Below are 18,608 nucleotides of genomic sequence, written 5' to 3'. Positions count from 1 at the left end.
GCCCACCCACACGGCGCAGGCGTCGGGCAGGTGACGATCCGGTGAGTTCGAGGGTGCGCGGCGCGCCCCACGCACCGATCACCGCCGCGGGCGCAATAGGGTCTGGGTATGCGCAGAGCGAAGATCGTCTGCACCCTCGGACCCGCCGTGGCGGGTCCCGAAGGGTTGCAGTCACTGGTGGACGCCGGGATGGACGTCGCCCGGCTGAACTTGAGCCACGGTTCCCACGACGACCACCGGGCGAACTTCGAGGGGGTGCGATCGGCTGCGGCCGCCAGCGGACGCTCGGTCGCGATCCTCGCCGACCTGCAGGGTCCGAAGATCCGCCTCGGGAAGTTCGCCGCCGGGCCCCACGACCTCGCGGTCGGTGACGTGTTCACGATCACCACCGAGGAGATCGTCGGCACCAAGGACGTCTCGTCGACGACCTACAAGGGTCTGCCGGGCGACGTGTCGGTCGGCGACGCGATCCTCATCGACGACGGCAAGGTCGGCCTCGAGGTCACCGGGGTCGAGGGTCCCCGCGTCACCACCAAGGTGACCGTCCCCGGCCCCGTCAGCAACAACAAGGGCATCAACCTGCCCGGCGTGGCCGTGAGCGTCCCCGCCCTGTCCGAGAAGGACATCGAGGACCTCCGCTTCGCCCTCCAGCTCGGCGTCGACATGGTCGCGCTGTCGTTCGTCCGCTCCGCCGCGGACGCCGACGACGTGCACGCGATCATGGATGAGGAGGGGATCACCGTCCCCATCATCGCCAAGGTCGAGAAGCCGCAGGCCGTGCAGAACATCCGCGAGGTCGTCGCCGCCTTCGACGGCATCATGGTCGCCCGCGGTGACCTCGGGGTGGAACTGCCCCTCGAAGAGGTGCCGCTGGTCCAGAAGCTCGCCATCGAGCTCGCCCGTCGTCAGGCCAAGCCCGTCATCGTCGCGACCCAGATGCTCGAGTCGATGATCACCGCGCCGCGTCCGACCCGCGCCGAGGCCTCGGACTGCGCCAACGCCGTCCTCGACGGCGCGGACGCCCTCATGCTCTCCGGCGAGACCAGCGTCGGCGCGTTCCCCTTCGAGGCGGTCCGCACGATGGCCCGCATCATCGAGAACACCGAGACCCACGGCGCCGAGCGGATCGCCGCCCTGGGAACCGTTCCCCACACCAAGGGCGGTGCGGTCACCCTCGCGGCCGCCGAGATCGGCAAGCAGCTCGACGCCAAGCTGCTCGTGACCTTCACGCAGTCCGGGGACTCCGCCCGCCGCCTGTCCCGGTTGCGTTCCGGCATCCCGTTGCTGGCCTTCACCCCCGACGAGAAGACCCGCCGCCGCCTCGCGCTGTCCTGGGGCATCGAGCCCGAGTTCGCCGCGTTCATCTCCACCACCGACGAGATGGTGAAGGAGGTGGACCGTCGCCTCCAGGAGATGGGCCGCTGCGCCGTCGGTGACCTCGTCGTCATCGTCGCCGGTGCCCCCCCGGGCATCGCCGGTTCCACCAACGCCGTCCGCGTCCACCGGATCGGCGACGCCACGTCCGGATCGACCGCCGCCTACCGCTGACGGACGACGACGCAGCGCCCCCCGGCCAGGGACCACCTGAGCCGGGGGGCGCTTCGTCGTCCTCGGGCCGTGCCGTCGGGGCCGGAGACGACGAAGGCCCCGCAACGGCCCCTCCGGACGGGAGTCCGGGGAGCAGCTGCGGGGCCGACGACCGTTCACGCGTGCCCTGGGTGGGATTCGAACCCACACTGGTGCGAGTTTGAGTCGCATGCCTCTGCCGGTTGGGCTACCAGGGCGTCCCGGAGGATGCCGGATCACCTTACCGAAGCCGGAGCGGTGCCTTCGACACCCCTCGGGGACACCCGACGCGACGACGGGTCGTAGTAGGTGCGGGGTACGGACTAGGATGCCCTCCGTGACGAACACTCCCGACACCCCCGCCCCCTCCGCGACCACTCGTCGGGTGGTCGTCGCGGAGGACGAGGCCATCATCCGGCTCGACATCGTGGAGATGCTCACCGAAGCCGGGTACGACGTCGTCGGTCAGGCGGGTGACGGCGAGCAGGCCGTCGCGCTGGCCGAGGAGCACAAGCCGGACCTCGTGGTCATGGACATCAAGATGCCCATCCTCGACGGCATCTCCGCCGCGGAACGCATCGCCAAGGCCCGCATCGCCCCCGTCGTCCTGCTGACGGCGTTCTCGCAGGCCGAGCTCGTCGAACGCGCCCGCGACGCCGGGGCGATGGCCTACGTCGTGAAGCCGTTCACCTCCGCCGACCTGCTGCCGGCCGTCGAGATCGCGGTCAGCCGCTACCAGCAGATCATGGCGCTGGAGGACGAGGTCGCCGACCTCGCCGACCGCTTCGAGACGCGCAAGCTCGTCGACCGGGCCAAGTCGAAGCTGCAGACCCAGTTCGGCATGTCCGAGCCCGAGGCCTTCCGCTGGATCCAGAAGACCTCGATGGACAAGCGCCTCACGATGCGCGAGGTCGCGACGACGGTCATCAGCGCCGGCGGCGAGGACCGCGCCTGACGTCCCGTCCAGCGGTTCCCGTTGCGGTGACCGCACCACGACGACAGCCTCGACACGCGCTCCGCGCAGGTCGGGGTTGTCGTCGTTTCGGCATCGATCCGGTCACGGAACGGAACATCTGCGCAGTTCCGGGGCCGGGTGTTGACCGATGTGTGTAACGACCCGGTGAACTCGTACACGCAATGCCCCCGAAAGTGCTGTGCGCCCCCTAGTGTTCACCCCGGCTCCACCGCTCACGGGTGGTGCCCGCGGGTGCGTGCGTCGGTGCGCCTCCCGCGCCCACGGCCCAGGAGGACAAGCCAGTGCGCTCCATCGTCAAACTCGCGGCTCCGGCCGCGGCCGCCGCCCTCTTGCTCGCTGCGTGCGGCACCACCGGCGGCGACGACACCGCGACCGGCGGCGAGTCGAGCGGAGGCAGCAGCAGCTGCCCCTCCGACCTCAGCATCGGCTTCTTCGGCGCCCTCACCGGCCCCGACGCGAACCTGGGTGTCAACATCCAGAACGGCGTGAAGCTGGCCCTCAAGGAGCACAACGCCGAGTCCGGCGCGTGCCAGGTCAAGCTCACCCCCTTCGACTCCCAGGGTGACCAGAACCAGGCCCAGGGTCTGGCCCAGAAGGCCGCCGGCGACAAGAACCTCATCGGCCTCGTCGGTCCGGCGTTCTCCGGCGAGTCCAAGGTCGCCGACCCGATCTTCGCCGACCCCGACGTCAACCTCGTCGCGATCACCCCCTCGGCCACCAACCCCGCGCTGGCCGAGAACGGCTGGAAGACCTTCTTCCGCGTCCTGGGCAACGACGCCTCGCAGGGCCCGGCCGCCGCGTCCTACATCACCGGCACCCTGGGCAAGCAGAAGGTGTACGTCGTCGACGACTCCTCCGAGTACGGCAAGGGTCTGGCCGACCTCACCCGCAAGGGTCTGGGTGCGGCCGACGTCAAGGACAACACCATCCAGAAGGGCCAGACGGACTTCTCGGCCGTCGTCGCCGACATCCGCGCCTCCGGCGCCGACGCCGTCTTCTTCGGCGGCTACTACGCCGAGGCCGGGCTGCTGCTCAAGCAGATGCGCGACGCGGGGCTGACCTCGGACCAGGTCGCCTTCGTCTCCGACGACGGCGCGAAGGACCAGGGGCTCATCACCGCGGCGGGCGAGTCCGCGGCCGAAGGTGCCTACCTCACCTGCCCGTGCCTGCCCCCGGACAAGGCCGGCGGCACCTTCGTCGCCGACTACACCAAGGAGAACGGTTCAGCGCCGGCCACCTACTCGGCCGAGGGCTACGACGCCGCGACGATCCTGCTCAAGGGCATCGCGGCCGGGAAGGTCACCCGCGCCGACCTGCTGTCCTACGTGGCCAGCTACGACGAGGCCGGTGTCACCAAGCAGCTGAAGTTCGACGCCAAGGGTGAGCCCAGCGAGATCAGCGTCTGGGCCTACAAGGTCGAGGGCGGCCAGATCGTGGCCGACCAGGAGATCAAGGCTTCCTGACGTCGTCGACGGCCCCACCCGCCGCTGTGCGGGTGGGGCCGTCGCACGTCCTCACCGTCCCCCCGCTCGTTCCCCTCACCCCGGGTGGTTCCCCTGTCCACGTTTCTCGACCTGACATTCACAGGTCTGGTGATCGGCGCGATCTACGCCCTGTTCGCCCTCGGCTACACCCTCGTCTACGGCGTCCTGCGCCTCATCAACTTCGCGCACTCCGAAGTCTTCATGTGGGGCAGCTTCGGTGCCGTCTGGGCCATGACGCTGCTCGGTGCGCACTCCGGCATGAACTGGGTGGCCGCGATCGGGCTGCTGATCGTCGCGCTGGTCGTGGCCATGCTCGTCAGCGGTGGGGTCGCCCTCGTCGTCGAACGGATCGCCTACCGCCGTCTGCGTGAGAAGCACGCGCCGCCGCTGGTCGCGCTCATCTCCGCCATCGGGGCCTCGTTCATGCTGTCCGAGATCATGGGTCTGCGGGACCGCATCGCCGGCTGGGTCGGTCTCGACGGCGTCCTCGGCGACTACGTGCGCCAGGCCCGGGAGAACACCTCCTTCCCCAACCCGCTGCCCAACGTGCAGGTGCTGGCGGTCGGCGGTTTCGAGATCCGCAGCAACCAGCTGATCGTCCTCATCGCGGCGATCCTCATGATGGTCGCGCTCGACCAGTTCGTCAGCCGCTCCCGCCTCGGCCGGGGTGTCCGCGCCGTGTCGCAGAACCCCGAGGCCGCGGCGCTGATGGGGGTCAACCAGAAGCGCGTCGTCCAGCTGACGTTCTTCATCGGTGGCCTGATGGCCGGTGCAGCGGCGCTGCTGTACCTGCTGCACATCGGGGTCACCCGCTACAACGTCGGGTTCATCCTCGGCATCAAGGCGTTCACCGCCGCCGTCCTGGGCGGCATCGGCAACATCCGCGGCGCCCTCGTCGGCGGTCTCGTCCTCGGCCTGGCCGAGAACTACGCCACGTTGTTCGGGTTGGCGTCGTCGTGGAAGGACGTCGTGTCGTTCCTGCTGCTGATCGTCGTCCTGCTGTTCCGGCCCACCGGCATCCTCGGTGAGTCCCTCGGGAAGGCCCGCGCATGAGCACCTCCGCCACGGCGAAACCCGTGAAGCCGACCCTGGTCGACCGCTGGTCGGCCCTGCCCAAACCCGCCCAGATCCTGGTCTGGGTGCTCATCGCGGTCTTCTTCTTCGTCCTGCCGCTGATGAACCTGCCGATCGTGTCCACCCCGGACGCCGAGTTCGGGTCCGTGCTGGCCACCGTCGCGAACTACGCCCTCGTCGCCCTCGGCCTGAACATCGTGCTCGGCTACGCGGGTCTGCTCGACCTCGGGTACGTGGGTTTCTACGCCATCGGCGCCTACACCGTCGGGGTCGGCGGGTCGCTGCACGGCCACATCAACTGGTTCGTCCTGGTCATCATGGCCGTCACCATCTCCACCGCGAGCGGTCTGCTCCTCGGGGCCCCGACCCTGCGGGTGCGCGGTGACTACCTGGCGATCGTGACCCTCGGGTTCGGCGAGATCATCCGTCTCACCGCCCTGAACTCCTCGTGGCTGAACCAGGCCCGCGGCATCACCGGCATCCCGCGTCCGCCCTCCAGCGAGTTCTTCGGACTGCCCAGCCTGGTCTGGGACGGGGCCACGGCCCAGGTGGACCTCGGCGACGGCGCGAAGTCGATCTTCCTGAAGTTCGGACTGCTCGACGCGGTGCCGTACTACTGGCTGGCCCTGATCGTCATCATCGTCGTCCTCATCGCCGACAAGCTGCTGCAGGCCAGCCGCGTCGGCCGCGCGTGGGAGGCCACCCGCGAGGACGAGGAGGCCGCCGAGCTCAACGGGGTCCCGACGTTCCGCTTCAAGCTGCTCGCGTTCGCCATGGGGGCGTTCGTCGGGGGGTTGTCGGGCGCGCTGTACGCCTCGCGCATCGGGTCGATCAACCCCGACTCGTTCATGATCCAGCTGTCGATGATGTTCCTCGCCGCCGTCGTCATCGGGGGCCAGGGCAACCGCTGGGGCGCCATCGTCGGCGGTGTCGTCGTGGCCTACCTGCCGGAACGCTTCCGCGAGTTCGCCGACTTCCGCATCGTCGTCTTCGGCCTGCTCCTGCTGCTGCTGGCGAACTTCCGCCCGCAGGGTCTGCTGCCACCGCGGCGGGCGAAGCGTGCCCAACGCGCCGACGCCGCCACCAAGGAACTCGAAGGGACCGAGGAGGGCGCTCGTGCCTGAGCTCACGAAGGACACCGGGAACACCGCACCGGCCCAGGCCGGCCGTGCGCTGCTGACCATGGAGAACGTCACCCTCAAGTTCGGCGGGGTCGTCGCCCTCAACGAGGTCTCCTTCGAGATCCGCGAGGGGGAGATCCTCGGCCTGATCGGCCCCAACGGCGCCGGCAAGACGACGTGCTTCAACGCCCTCACCGGCGTCTACCAGCCGACATCGGGCCGGGTCGTCTTCGACGGGCAGCCGCTGGGCAAGCGCAAGCGGTTCCAGATCAACCGTCTCGGGATCGCCCGCACGTTCCAGAACATCCGCCTGTTCGGGAACATGACCGCGCGGGAGAACGTCCTCGTCGGGGCCGATTCCCACCACCGCTCGGGGGTGATCAACTCCCTCTTCCGGCTGCCCCGGCACCGGCGCGAGACCCGTGAGGGACACCGGCTGGCCGACGAACTGCTCGAGATGATGGACCTCTCCCACCGGGCGGACGACCTGGCGCGCAACCTCTCCTACGGCGAGCAGCGCCGCCTGGAGATCGCCCGCGCCCTGGCCACCCGGCCGAAGCTGCTCTGCCTGGACGAACCCGCCGCAGGTTTCAACCCGGTCGAGAAGCAGCGGTTGATGGACCTGATCCGCCGGGTCCGCGACATGGGCAACACGGTCCTGCTCATCGAGCACGACATGCGCCTGGTCATGGGCGTCACCGACCGGATCGTCGTCCTGGAGTTCGGGAAGAAGATCGCCGACGGGCTCCCCGCGGACATCCGCAACGACCCCGCCGTCATCGCCGCCTACCTCGGCGTCGAGTCCGAGGAGGACGACCAGTGAGCACGCCGACGCAGAAGACCCTCGGTGAGACCCAGCTCGTCGTCGACGACCTCAGCGTCAACTACGGGCGCATCGAGGCCATCCGCAACGTCTCCTTCAGCGTCCCCCAGGGCGGGATCGCAACGCTCATCGGCGCCAACGGGGCCGGCAAGACGACCACGCTCAAGACGGTGTCGGGTCTGCGGACCGTGCGCACCGGCAGGATCGTGTTCGAGGGCGAGGACATCACCAAGGTGCCCTCGCACAAGCTCGTCACGAGGGGGCTCTGCCAGGCCCCGGAGGGTCGTGGGACGTTCGTCGGGATGACGGTCGAGGAGAACCTCGACATGGGCGCCTACACCCGCAAGGACCGGCGCTCCGCGGCCTACCGGAGCGACCTCGACCGCGTCTACACGTTGTTCCCGCGGTTGAAGGAACGCCGCACCCAGTTCGCCGGGACGATGTCGGGCGGGGAGCAGCAGATGCTCGCCATCGGACGCGCCCTCATGAGTCGACCCCGCGTGCTGCTCCTGGACGAGCCGTCCATGGGCCTCGCGCCCAAGCTCATCCAGCAGATCTTCTCGATCATCGTGGAGATCAACCAGCAGGGCACCACCGTCCTGCTCGTCGAGCAGAACGCCGCCCAGGCGCTGCGGATCTCCGACGTGGCCTACGTCCTGGAGACGGGAACCGTCGTGCGGACGGGCACGGGGGCCGAACTGGCCGCCGACGACTCCATCCGCGCTGCCTACCTCGGGGGCGATGTCTAGGTCCTCCCCGTCCGTCACGACGCCGCAGACCCCGGGAGCCCCGCTCCCGGGGTCTGCGTGCGCCTGATCGCGGGCGCGGTGGATCGTCACGTTGACAGCACAACCGAGCACGCAACGTCGAAGGTGACCCCCAGATCGTGGGGGTACCTTCCGCCCCGGCACTCTCGTGCCCTAGTGTCCGGCGCAGTCGCCACGAGCAAGCGGGGCGGCCACCGGAGCGGGGGCCCGGTCTGCTTCGTCGGGTGCGTCGACGCACCTCGTGGAAGGGGATCACGTGGCACGACCTGCCGTAGAGGTCCGAGACGCCGGCACGGGCGATCTCGACGCCCTCATGGAGCTCTACTCGAGCGCCCGCTTCGACCAGGGCCAGTTGCGCGCCTCGGTGGGCAGCGTCCGGGCCCGGCTCGAGCGGGCGATGGAGGCCGGCGAGGTCCAGGTGCTCATCGCGTTCCTGGGCGCCGAGCCCGCCGGCTACGCCCTCCTGACGACCTCGCCGCTGCTGCCGCTGGGCAGCACCGCGGGCCCCAGCATCGAACACCTCCACGTCGTCCCGGCGCTGCGGCGTCGCGGGGTCGGCCGGGCGCTGCTGCGTCGTGCGCTGCACCTGGCCCAGGCCGAGGGCGCCGAGCAGATCGCCTGCACCGTCCTGCCGGGTGACCGCGACTACACCCGCTACATGGCCCGCCTCGGGTTCGCGCCCGCCGTGGTGCGCCGCGCGGTCCCCGTCCACGTCCTGCGCCGTCGTCTCTCCGAGGGACCCGCCGCCCTCGTGCACACGACCGACGTCGTGGCCCGGCGCCGCTCGTTGCGGGCCCGGCTGGCCCGCTCGGCGGCCCCGACGACTCCCGGCACGGGCGTCCCGACCGCCTCCTGAGGCTCAAGACCACCTCCGGGGTGCCGACACCCCGAAGGTGAGCACGTCGGAAGCAGCTGCCGCCATCGTCGCCGCCATGCGGGCCAACGAGCGGTCCCGCGTCTGCGCCATCGACGACGAAGGCGTGCTCGTCACGGTCCCCGCGAGCCTGGAACTGCCCGCGGGGATCGCGCTCACCCCGCCCGACCACCGCACGACGCTGGCCCACCTCGTGGACTCCCTGGACCTGATGCGCGTGGTCGAGATGTGGGAGTCCGTGCAGGACGACGGCGTCGCGTCCGGGGTGGTCCGGCTGCCGGGCAACCCCGAGCAGTACGCCCTCGCCTTCGCCGACGCCCGGGCGGAGCACGGGTGCTACCTGGCCTCGCTGACCCCGCTCGGGGTCACCGGGGTGGGGACCGGCAGCGGCGCCCAGGAGATCACCCGCGTCATCGAGGAGGTGCGTCCGCGCACCGCCACCCTGCGCAAGGACTCCCACGCCCTCATCACCGAGGTCGGCGACCGGGCCGAACGCCTCCTGGGACACCCCGCCGCGGCGATGCTCGGACACCGCTCCACGGAGTTCCTGCACCCCGACGACGTCGCCGTCGCCCTCGACGGGTGGATGCAGATGCTGAGCACCGGAGTCGGCTACCGGTCGCGGCTGCGCCACCGCCGCGTCGACGGCAGCTGGCTCTGGCTCGAGGTCGTGCAGCAGATCGTGCCCACCGACGACGGCACCGTGTCCGTGGTCGCCGAACTCACCGACATCAGCACCGAGATGGCCGCCGTGGAGGAGCTGCGTCGCCGGGAACGGCTCTTCCGCCGCACCGTCGAAGCGCTGCCCGTCGGCCTGCTCCGGATGGACCTGCAGGGCCGCGTCGTCCAGGTCAACGCCCGCTTCGGCGCGCTGCTGGGCTCGCCCGCGGGCCTGGCCGAGGACGCCTCGCTGGCCGCCCGCCTCGCCGACTGCGGCGAGGACTGCGCCACCCGCACCCTGGCCGCCGTGCAGGCCTGCCTCACCGGGGGTGACGACGCCCGCGTGCAGGTCACCGTCGGCGGCGACGACTGGTCCGGCGCCCAGCACTGCTCGATCGACGTCGTCCCCCTGGGCGACGACGACGGTGAACCCGGCGTCGTGCTCGTCGTCCAGGACGTCACCGAGGCCGTGCGCGCCCAGCGGCGCCTCGCCCACCGTGCGACCACCGACGGCCTCACCGGCTGCCTCAACCGCTCCGCGGTGCTGAGCGCCCTCGACGACGCGCTCGCCACCGCCCCGACGGGGGGCGAGCACGCCCCCGCGGTGATCTTCTTCGACCTCGACGGCTTCAAGTCCGTCAACGACCGTCTCGGGCACGCCGTCGGCGACGCGCTGCTGATCCGGGTCAGCGAGGTCCTGCGCGAGGTCGTCGCCGGCCACCCCGGAGGCGCCGAGGTCTCCCGCCTCGGCGGCGACGAGTTCCTCGTCGTGCTGCACCGCAGCGAGGACCAGCAGGAGGTCGAGGACCTCGCCCGGCGCGCCTGCGAGACGTTGCGCGAGGACCTGCCCCGCACCCCGCAGCTGGCCGGGGACCTGCACCGGCTGCCCATCGGGTCCAGCGCGGGTTCGGCGCGGGCCGTCCCCGGCGACACCGCCGGCACGCTGGTCGCCCGCGCCGACGCCGCCATGTACGTGGCGAAGCGCGCCGGGCGCCGGGCGGACTGGAGCGACCCCGGCCGTTGACCCCTCGCTGGTGAGGCCGGTGTCGGAGGGGCTGGCTACCCTGACCGACGTGACACCCGCTGCCTCCACGCCCACTCGCGCCGCCGCGAAGAAGACCGCCGCGAAGCCCGCGAAGAAGGCGGCGCCCACCCGTCCCCGGCTGCTGCTCATCGACGGCCACTCGATGGCCTACCGCGCCTTCTACGCCCTGCCGGTGCAGAACTTCGCGACGACGACGGGCCAGCCGACGAACGCCGTCTACGGCTTCACCTCGATGCTCATCAACCTGCTGCGCGACGAGGACCCGACCCACTTCTGCGTCACCTTCGACGTCTCGCGCGCCTCCTTCCGCACCGAGGTCTACGCCGAGTACAAGGGCACCCGGACCAAGAGCCCGGACGAGTTCCGCGGGCAGGTGGACCTGGTCAAGGAGGTCCTCACCGCCCTGCGGGTGCCGATCGTGGAGATCGAGGGCTACGAGGCCGACGACGTCATCGCGACCCTCACCGAACGGGCCGTCGAGCAGGGTTTCGAGGTCCTCATCTCCAGCGGGGACCGCGACGCCTTCCAGCTCGTCCGCGACGAGGTCACCGTCCTCTACCCGGTGAAGGGGGTCTCCGAGCTCACCCGGATGACCCCCGAGGCCGTGGAGGCGAAGTACGGCGTCCCGCCGCAGCGCTACCCCGACCTCGCGGCCCTGGTGGGGGAGACCTCGGACAACCTGCCCGGGGTGCCGGGCGTCGGCGCGAAGACGGCCGCGAAGTGGATCAACCTCTACGACGGCCTCGACGGCGTCATCGCCAACGCCGACCTCGTCAAGGGCAAGGCGGGGGAGAGCCTGCGCGAGCACCTCGACTCCGTCATCCGCAACCGGCGCCTCAACGCCCTGGTCAACGACCTCCAGCTCTCCGCGACCATCCCCGAGCTGATCCGCCGCGCCTGGGACCGTGAGGAGGTCCACACCGTCTTCGACGGCCTCGAGTTCCGCGTCCTGCGCGACCGGCTGTTCGCGACGCTGGAGTCGGCCGAACCGGAGGCCGAGGAGGGGTTCGGCGTCGACGGCGCGATCCTGCTCGGCGGCGAGGTCGCCCCCTGGTTGCTGGAGCACGCCCAGGGCCGGACCGGCCTGCAGGTCACGGGGGAGTGGGGACGCGGTACGGGCGAGGTCACCGGCCTCTCCCTCGCCGGCGCGGACGGCGTCGCCGCCTGGATCGACCCGGTCACCCTCGAACCGGGCGACGAGCAGGCCCTCGCCGCCTGGCTCGCCGATCCCGCACGACCCAAGGTCGCCCACGACGTCAAGGGCCCCAGCCACGCCCTGCTCGCCCGCGGCTGGGAGCTGGCCGGGGTCGTCTTCGACACCGCCCTCGCCGCCTACCTGTGCCGGCCCGACCAGCGCAGCTACGACCTCGCCGACCTGTCCGTGCGCCACCTCAAGCGCGAGCTGCGCGCCGAGGGCTCCGCGCCCGGTTCGCCCGCCGAACCCGTCGACGAGCAGCTCACCCTCGACGGTGACGACGGCCCCGTCGGCGGTGACGAGCAGGCCCGCGCCGAGGAGGGCATGGTCCGGGCGCTCGCGATCTCCGAGCTGGCCGGGGTCCTCGCGACCGAGCTCGAGGAGCGCGGCGGCACCCGGCTGCTGCGCGAGGTCGAACTGCCGCTCGTCGGGGTGCTCGCCCGCCAGGAACGGGTCGGCGTCGCCGTCGACGGGCAGCTGCTGACCGACCTCGAGGCGCACTTCGCCGAGCGCGTCGCGCAGGCGCAGACCCTCGCCTACGAGGTCATCGGCACCGAGATCAACCTCGGCTCGCCCAAGCAGCTGCAGACCGTGCTCTTCGAGCAGCTGGAGATGCCGAAGACCAAGCGCACCAAGACCGGGTACACGACGGACGCCGACGCGCTGGCCGCGCTCTTCGTCAAGACCGAGCACCCGTTCCTGGCCCACCTGCTCGAGCACCGCGACGCGTCCCGGCTGCGCCAGACCGTCGAGGGCCTGCAGAAGTCCGTGGCCGACGACGGCCGCATCCACACGACGTACCAGCAGATGATCGCCGCGACCGGTCGGCTGTCCTCCACGGACCCCAACCTGCAGAACATCCCGATCCGCACCGAGGAGGGCCGCCGGATCCGGGAGGCGTTCGTCGTCGGGTCCTACGCAGCTGGTGGGGGGGAGTTCGAGTGCCTGCTCACGGCCGACTACTCCCAGATCGAGATGCGGATCATGGCCCACCTCTCCGGGGACGAGGGGCTGATCGCCGCCTTCACCTCCGGTGAGGACCTGCACCGCTTCGTCGGCAGTCGCGTCTTCCACGTCGAGCCCGCCGACGTGACGTCGGAGATGCGCGCGAAGATCAAGGCGATGTCCTACGGACTCGCCTACGGCCTCAGCGCCTTCGGGCTCTCCAACCAGCTGAAGATCTCCACCGAGGAGGCCAAGGGCCTCATGGACGAGTACTTCGAACGCTTCGGAGGGGTGCGCGACTACCTGTTCGGTGTCGTCGAGGAGGCCCGCCGGACCGGGTGGACCGAGACGATCATGGGTCGCCGCCGCTACCTCCCCGACCTCGCCAGCGACAACCGCCAGCGTCGCGAGATGGCCGAGCGGATGGCCCTCAACGCGCCCATCCAGGGTTCGGCCGCCGACATCATCAAGGTCGCGATGCTCGACCTGGACCGGGGTCTGCGCGAGTCCGGGCTGCGTTCGCGGCTGCTGCTGCAGGTCCACGACGAACTCGTCCTCGAGGTCGCCGAGGGCGAGCGCGAGGCCCTGGAGGCCCTGGTGCGCTCGACGATGGCGGGGGCGGCGGACCTGGCCGTGCCGTTGGACGTGTCGGTCGGCGTCGGGCGCAGCTGGCACGAAGCGGGGCACTGACCTCGATCGGGCGGGTCGCTGCGGTGCTCACCCCCGCAGCGACCGGGCGACTTGCCACCGGTCCGTCCCGACGCTGCCGCGCCGTGGGGTGAGGTGCGGGTGTGCCGGACAGGTCGCCCTGACCCCTACTCCGTCCCACCCACACCTCACCCCACGTGGTGACACCGATGGGTGCGACGGCCCGGGCGTGGACGCGCGGGTCACGGCAGGTCAGCGACCAGGACGAGCGTCCCCGGCAGCAGTTCTCCGCGCAGCCGGCTCCACCCGCCCCACACGGCGTCGCCGGCCGCCCACTCGGGTTCGACCAGGTCGCGCGCCACGAACCCGGCGCTGACGAGGAGTCGCACCCAGTCTCCGACGGTGCGGTGGTGCTCGGCGTAGGTCACGACGCCGTGCTCGTCGGCCTCCACGTAGGCCCGGCGGTCGAAGTAGGAGTGGGTGGCGGTGAGGCCCTCGGGGCCGGGGACGTCGGGCAGGGCCCACCGCAGCGGGTGCGGGACGCTCGCCGCGAACCGGCCGCCCGGGCGCAGCACGCGGGCGGACTCCGCGAGCACGGCGTCCGCGTCGGCGACGAAGGGGAGTGCCCCGTAGGAGGTGAAGACGACGTCGAAGCTGTCGTCGGCGAAGGGCAGCACCCGGGCGTCGCACTGCACCAGCGGCACCCCTGCGGCGTGCGCGGCGTCGGAGCCCTCGCGCAGCATCCCGAGGGAGAGGTCGCTGGCCACGACCCGTCCGCCGCGGGCGGCGACCCAGCGGGCGCACTGCGCGGCCCCGGCGCCGAACTCCAGGACGGTCCTCCCGGTGAGGTCGCCGAGCAGGCCCGCGTCGGCCTCGCGCAGGCCCTCCGGTCCCCAGACCAGGTCCGAGCCCTCCCGGTCGTCGCCGAGGAAGGCGCCGTGCTCGCGGCGGTACCCGTCGGCCTCGGCGTCCCACCAGCGGCGCTGGGCGGCCACGGTCTCGCTCGCGCCGACGCTGCGGCGTCCCACGGAGGGCTGGTCGGGGAGTTCCTCGGTGCTCACCGGGAGATCGTCGCAGTCACCCCGGTGCCGGGGCGGCTTTGCCCCCTCCGCCGCGCACAGGTAGGCTCGTACGGCTTGCGTCCCCAGGTTCCACCTACGGTTCCCCGGGTGGCGCAGGTGGCGGCCGGGACGACCCGGGCCCGCGACCCTACGACTGTCCATGACGGAGCCCCTACCTCCATGACGACCACCACGACCGCGCCGGCGGGCACCACTCCTCAGATCGCGATCAACGACATCGGATCGGCTGAGGACTTCCTTGCCGCGGTCGACGCGACCATCAAGTACTTCAACGACGGTGACATCGTCTCCGGCACCATCGTGAAGGTCGACCGTGACGAGGTCCTCCTCGACATCGGTTACAAGACCGAGGGCGTCATCCCCTCGCGCGAGCTCTCGATCAAGCACGACGTCGACCCCAACGAGGTCGTCGGTGTCGGCGACGAGGTCGAGGCCCTTGTCCTCCAGAAGGAGGACAAGGAAGGCCGTCTGATCCTGTCCAAGAAGCGCGCTCAGTACGAGCGTGCCTGGGGCACCATCGAGGCCAAGAAGGAAGCCGACGAGGTCGTCGAGGGCGTCGTCATCGAGGTCGTCAAGGGCGGCCTCATCCTCGACATCGGTCTGCGCGGCTTCCTGCCCGCGTCGCTGGTCGAGATGCGTCGTGTCCGCGACCTGCAGCCCTACGTCGGCAAGACGATCGAAGCCAAGATCATCGAGCTGGACAAGAACCGCAACAACGTGGTCCTGTCCCGCCGTGCCTGGCTCGAGCAGACCCAGTCGGAGGTTCGCCAGAACTTCCTCACGACCCTGCAGAAGGGTCAGGTCCGCTCCGGCGTCGTCTCCTCGATCGTCAACTTCGGTGCGTTCGTGGACCTGGGCGGCGTCGACGGTCTCGTCCACGTCTCCGAGCTGTCCTGGAAGCACATCGACCACCCCTCCGAGGTCGTCGAGGTCGGTCAGGAAGTCACCGTCGAGGTCCTCGACGTGGACATGGACCGCGAGCGCGTGTCCCTGTCGCTCAAGGCGACGCAGGAAGACCCGTGGCAGCAGTTCGCCCGGACCCACGCGATCGGTCAGGTCGTGCCGGGCAAGGTCACCAAGCTCGTCCCGTTCGGTGCGTTCGTGCGCGTCGACGACGGCATCGAGGGCCTGGTCCACATCTCCGAGCTGGCCGAGCGCCACGTCGAGGTGCCGGAGCAGGTCGTCCAGGTCAACAGCGACATCTTCGTCAAGGTCATCGACATCGACCTCGAGCGTCGCCGGATCTCGCTGTCGCTGAAGCAGGCCACCGAGGCCCTCGCGGCCGCGGGCGAGGAGTTCGACCCCTCGCTCTACGGCATGGCGGCGGACTACGACGAGCAGGGGAACTACAAGTACCCCGAGGGCTTCGACCCCGAGACCAACGACTGGCTCGAGGGCTTCGAGACCCAGCGCGAGGAGTGGGAAGGGCAGTACGCCCTCGCCCACGAGCGCTGGGAGGCCCACAAGAAGTCCGTGGCCGAGCAGGCCGAGGCCGAGGCGAAGGCCGAAGCCGAGGGCGTCACCGCGGCGTCGACGACCAGCAGCTCCAGCTCCTCGAGCAGCAGCAGCTCTTCGTCCTCCGCTCCGTCGTCCTACACCTCCGAGGCTCCGGAGGCCGCCGGCACGCTGGCGTCCGACGAGGCCCTGGCGGCCCTGCGCGAGAAGCTCACCGGCGGGAACTGATCGTCCGCTGACACGCTGATCGATTGACGAAGGCCCCGACCGGATCCCCGGTCGGGGCCTTTGTCGTGCCGGGGTGTCCGGTCAGCGGGGAACGGCCGTGCTGGAACGGACGACGAGAGCGGGGGAGACCGGACCGGTCTCGACGACGCGCTCGCCCAGGCGGCCGAGCAGCACCCGCACGCAGCGACGGCCGATCTCCGCGAAGTCCTGGCTGACCGTCGTCAGCGGGGGGAACAGGAACCGCGCTTCGGGGATGTCGTCGAAGCCGACGACGCTCACGTCGTCGGGGACGGAGCGGCCCACGTCGGCCAGCGCCCGCAGGACCCCCACGGCCATGTGGTCGTTGGCGACGAAGAGGGCGCTGACCTCCTCCAACGGCAGTCCGCCCAGCGCCAGGTACCCCGACTGCGCGGACCAGTCGCCGCGGACGGGACGGGCTACGACCCGCACCCGCTCGACCAGCGCGGTCCGCCAGCCCGTGGAGCGTGCCCGCGACTCCGCCCAGTCCCGGGGCCCGGCGACGTGGTGGACCGTGGTGTGCCCGAGGTCGAGCAGGTGGTGGGTCGCCTCCCGGGCCGCGGTGACCTCGGCCCAGTAGGCGTCGGCGATCCCGGCCCCGTCGAGGCCCGGGGCCAGCACGCAGGGGAACGCGGCGTCCACCGCGCGGACGGCCTCCTGCGAGGCGTCCTCAGGGACGACGGCGATGGCGCCGTCGACGTACTGCGAGCGGAGTTCCTCCAGCGCCGTCCGCACACCGTCCGGCGTGAGGTCGGGCAGCATCACGAGCGAGACGGAGTACCCGGCCGCACGGGCCGCCTCCTGGATCCCCGACAGCGTGGTGACGCTGCCGTAGAGCGAGGTGTCGGCCGCGACCACGCCGATGCGGTGGGAGCGTCGGGTGACGAGGGTGCGGGCGGCGATGTTGGGCCGGTAGCCGAGCTCGGCGATGGCGAGCTCGACGCGTTCGCGGGTGCGACGCGCGACGGAGGGACTGCCGCGCACCACGCGTGAGACGGTCTGCTGGGAGACGCCGGCCAGCGCGGCGACGTCGGCGAGGACCGGAACGCGCGACTCGGCCTCGGGGGCAGCGGCGCCCCGGGCCTCGGAATCGGCGGACATGCCACTTCCTGACTGGTGAGCAGGTCCAGTCCCTCATCGCTGAGGGACGGGAGAAGGGCTGAGGGACGACGGGGGTGCGGGGGAGTGCTCCTGTCGGCGTCGACCTCGCGGCGTCAGGGTAACCCACGCCCGCACTACCACGTGCACCTTCTCGGCGTCTGGGTGAACAGCTTGACGAGGGCGTTTGGCAACGTTAACAATGAAGTCACCAGTCACACCAGATCGTCAGATCGACCTGCTGTCGGGCGCTGGGACGAGGAAGCTCGAGCCCCGCAGCGAACATCCATCCCCCAGCGCCGTCCGGCGCACACTCAGTGCCGCGCGAGCTCGTTCGCGCGGCATTCACGAGGTACAGAGGAGTTCCGCCGTGATGAAACGCCGCAGTGCCCTTGCCGTCTTCGGCGCAGGTATCGCCTTCACCCTCGCCGCCTGTGGCGGTGGCGGTGCGGGTACCGACACCGCCAGCGGTGACGGCAGTTCCTCCGCCAAGCCCTCCGACGTCACCGTCGGTGTCTCGATGCCGACCCAGACCTCCGAGCGCTGGATCGCCGACGGCAACAACGTCGAGGCGGGCCTGAAGAAGGCCGGCTACAAGGTCGACAAGCAGTTCGCCAACGACGACATCCCGACGCAGGCGCAGCAGATCGACCAGATGATCACCAAGGGTGACAAGGTCCTCATCATCGCCGCGATCGACGGCACCGCGCTGACCAGCCAGCTCACCGCCGCCAAGGCCGCGGGCATCAAGGTCATCTCCTACGACCGCCTCATCCGCGGTTCGGCCGACGTCGACTTCTACGTGTCGTTCGACAACTACAAGGTCGGTGTGCAGCAGGGCACCTCGCTGCTGACCGGTCTCGGCCTGCTGAACGCCGACGGAACCCCCGGCACCGCCACCGGCCCGTTCAACGTGGAACTCTTCGCCGGTTCCCTGGACGACAACAACGCGCAGTTTTTCTGGGACGGTGCGATCGACACCCTGCAGCCCTTCATCGACAAGGGTCAGATCGTCGTCAAGTCCAAGCAGTCGAAGATCGACCAGGCCGCCATCCTCCGTTGGCAGCAGGAGGTCGCGCAGCAGCGCATGGAGAACCTCCTGACCTCCGCCTACAACGACGGCAGCAAGGTCGACGGCGTCCTCTCGCCCTACGACGGCATCTCCCGCGGCATCATCACCGCGCTGCAGAACGCGGGCTACGGCACCGGCGACAAGAAGATGCCGACCATCACCGGTCAGGACGCCGAGATCGCCTCCGTCAAGCTCATCAACGACGGTGTGCAGTACTCGACCATCTTCAAGGACACCCGCAAGCTCGCCGACGAGGCCGTCACCGCCGCCGGCGACATCCTCGCCGGCAAGGAGCCCACGGCCAACGACACCAAGACGTACGACAACGGCGTCAAGGTCGTCCCGGCCTTCCTGCTCGAGTCCCAGGTCGTCACCAAGGACAACGTGAAGACCGCCCTGGTCGACACCGAGTACTACACCCAGGCCGAGGTCGACGCCGGCAAGGCCAGCTGACCCACCACGTGAACCTCCCGCCCC

Annotated in this window: 14 protein-coding genes and 1 tRNA gene; 12 read left to right on the top strand and 3 right to left on the bottom strand. The window is 70.6% G+C overall.

Annotated features, from left to right (window positions below; all coding sequences use genetic code 11):
• The first annotated feature begins 108 nt into the window (after window positions 1-108).
• Window positions 109-1,548, top strand: a complete 1,440-nt coding sequence (gene pyk / locus AC0I8G_RS06815; protein WP_380256340.1) for a pyruvate kinase — start codon at window positions 109-111, stop codon at window positions 1,546-1,548.
• A 162-nt stretch (window positions 1,549-1,710) separates the two neighbouring features.
• On the opposite strand, the gene AC0I8G_RS06810 is transcribed toward pyk, so the two are convergent.
• A tRNA-Leu gene (locus AC0I8G_RS06810) sits at window positions 1,711-1,784 on the bottom strand.
• Between the two features lie 110 nt (window positions 1,785-1,894).
• On the opposite strand from AC0I8G_RS06810, the gene AC0I8G_RS06805 reads away from it, so the two are divergent.
• From AC0I8G_RS06805 to polA, 9 genes are all read left to right on the top strand, one after another.
• The gene (locus AC0I8G_RS06805) at window positions 1,895-2,521 is read left to right on the top strand and encodes an ANTAR domain-containing response regulator (protein WP_328295954.1); all 627 of its coding nucleotides are present in this window, start codon (window positions 1,895-1,897) and stop codon (window positions 2,519-2,521) included.
• A gap of 302 nt (window positions 2,522-2,823) precedes the next feature.
• Window positions 2,824-4,005, top strand: coding sequence for a branched-chain amino acid ABC transporter substrate-binding protein (locus AC0I8G_RS06800; protein WP_471729259.1), 1,182 nt, complete (start codon window positions 2,824-2,826; stop codon window positions 4,003-4,005).
• An 84-nt stretch (window positions 4,006-4,089) separates the two neighbouring features.
• Window positions 4,090-5,079: a branched-chain amino acid ABC transporter permease gene (locus AC0I8G_RS06795; RefSeq protein WP_380256344.1), complete on the top strand. Its 990-nt coding sequence runs from the start codon at window positions 4,090-4,092 to the stop codon at window positions 5,077-5,079.
• Window positions 5,076-6,224: a branched-chain amino acid ABC transporter permease gene (locus AC0I8G_RS06790; protein WP_471729258.1), complete on the top strand. Its 1,149-nt coding sequence runs from the start codon at window positions 5,076-5,078 to the stop codon at window positions 6,222-6,224. The genes AC0I8G_RS06795 and AC0I8G_RS06790 overlap by 4 nt, the downstream gene beginning before the upstream one ends.
• Window positions 6,217-7,044: an ABC transporter ATP-binding protein gene (locus AC0I8G_RS06785; protein ID WP_380256348.1), complete on the top strand. Its 828-nt coding sequence runs from the start codon at window positions 6,217-6,219 to the stop codon at window positions 7,042-7,044. Before AC0I8G_RS06790 ends, AC0I8G_RS06785 begins: the two co-directional genes overlap by 8 nt.
• Window positions 7,041-7,793, top strand: coding sequence for an ABC transporter ATP-binding protein (locus AC0I8G_RS06780; protein ID WP_471729257.1), 753 nt, complete (start codon window positions 7,041-7,043; stop codon window positions 7,791-7,793). The genes AC0I8G_RS06785 and AC0I8G_RS06780 overlap by 4 nt, the downstream gene beginning before the upstream one ends.
• A gap of 274 nt (window positions 7,794-8,067) precedes the next feature.
• Window positions 8,068-8,667: a GNAT family N-acetyltransferase gene (locus AC0I8G_RS06775; protein WP_380256350.1), complete on the top strand. Its 600-nt coding sequence runs from the start codon at window positions 8,068-8,070 to the stop codon at window positions 8,665-8,667.
• A gap of 37 nt (window positions 8,668-8,704) precedes the next feature.
• Window positions 8,705-10,369 (top strand): diguanylate cyclase domain-containing protein, encoded by a 1,665-nt coding sequence (locus AC0I8G_RS06770; protein ID WP_471729256.1) that lies wholly within the window; start codon window positions 8,705-8,707, stop codon window positions 10,367-10,369.
• A 49-nt stretch (window positions 10,370-10,418) separates the two neighbouring features.
• Window positions 10,419-13,220 (top strand): DNA polymerase I, encoded by a 2,802-nt coding sequence (polA, locus tag AC0I8G_RS06765; protein ID WP_471729255.1) that lies wholly within the window; start codon window positions 10,419-10,421, stop codon window positions 13,218-13,220.
• 200 nt (window positions 13,221-13,420) lie between these two features.
• Here the strand turns inward: polA and AC0I8G_RS06760 are convergent, their stop codons facing one another.
• Window positions 13,421-14,239 (bottom strand): class I SAM-dependent methyltransferase, encoded by an 819-nt coding sequence (locus AC0I8G_RS06760; RefSeq protein WP_471729254.1) that lies wholly within the window; start codon window positions 14,237-14,239, stop codon window positions 13,421-13,423.
• Window positions 14,240-14,419: 180 nt separating this feature from the next.
• Here AC0I8G_RS06760 and rpsA point away from each other — a divergent pair, with 180 nt between their 5' ends.
• Window positions 14,420-15,943 carry a 30S ribosomal protein S1 gene (gene rpsA, locus AC0I8G_RS06755; RefSeq protein ID WP_328295964.1) on the top strand — a complete coding sequence of 508 codons (1,524 nt, stop codon included), beginning with the start codon at window positions 14,420-14,422 and terminating at the stop codon, window positions 15,941-15,943.
• 81 nt (window positions 15,944-16,024) lie between these two features.
• Here rpsA and AC0I8G_RS06750 read toward each other — a convergent pair whose 3' ends face one another.
• Entirely contained in the window at window positions 16,025-17,062 is a 1,038-nt protein-coding gene (locus tag AC0I8G_RS06750; RefSeq protein ID WP_471729253.1) for a LacI family DNA-binding transcriptional regulator, read from the bottom strand.
• A 370-nt stretch (window positions 17,063-17,432) separates the two neighbouring features.
• Between AC0I8G_RS06750 and chvE the strand changes: the two genes are divergently transcribed.
• Window positions 17,433-18,584 carry a multiple monosaccharide ABC transporter substrate-binding protein gene (gene chvE / locus AC0I8G_RS06745; RefSeq protein ID WP_471729252.1) on the top strand — a complete coding sequence of 384 codons (1,152 nt, stop codon included), beginning with the start codon at window positions 17,433-17,435 and terminating at the stop codon, window positions 18,582-18,584.
• The last annotated feature ends 24 nt before the right edge of the window (window positions 18,585-18,608 follow it).

The organism is Kineococcus sp. AC630 (assembly GCF_979255925.1).
This window is presented reverse-complemented; position numbering and strand designations above follow the sequence as displayed.

Coding starts and splice junctions, on each gene's coding strand:
- pyk (WP_380256340.1), top strand. CDS start 109: ATGCGCAGAGCGAAGATCGTCTGCACCCTCGGACCCGCCGTGGCGGGT.
- AC0I8G_RS06805 (WP_328295954.1), top strand. CDS start 1,895: ATGCCCTCCGTGACGAACACTCCCGACACCCCCGCCCCCTCCGCGACC.
- AC0I8G_RS06790 (WP_471729258.1), top strand. CDS start 5,076: ATGAGCACCTCCGCCACGGCGAAACCCGTGAAGCCGACCCTGGTCGAC.
- rpsA (WP_328295964.1), top strand. CDS start 14,420: ATGACGACCACCACGACCGCGCCGGCGGGCACCACTCCTCAGATCGCG.
- AC0I8G_RS06750 (WP_471729253.1), bottom strand. CDS start 17,062: ATGTCCGCCGATTCCGAGGCCCGGGGCGCCGCTGCCCCCGAGGCCGAG.
- chvE (WP_471729252.1), top strand. CDS start 17,433: ATGAAACGCCGCAGTGCCCTTGCCGTCTTCGGCGCAGGTATCGCCTTC.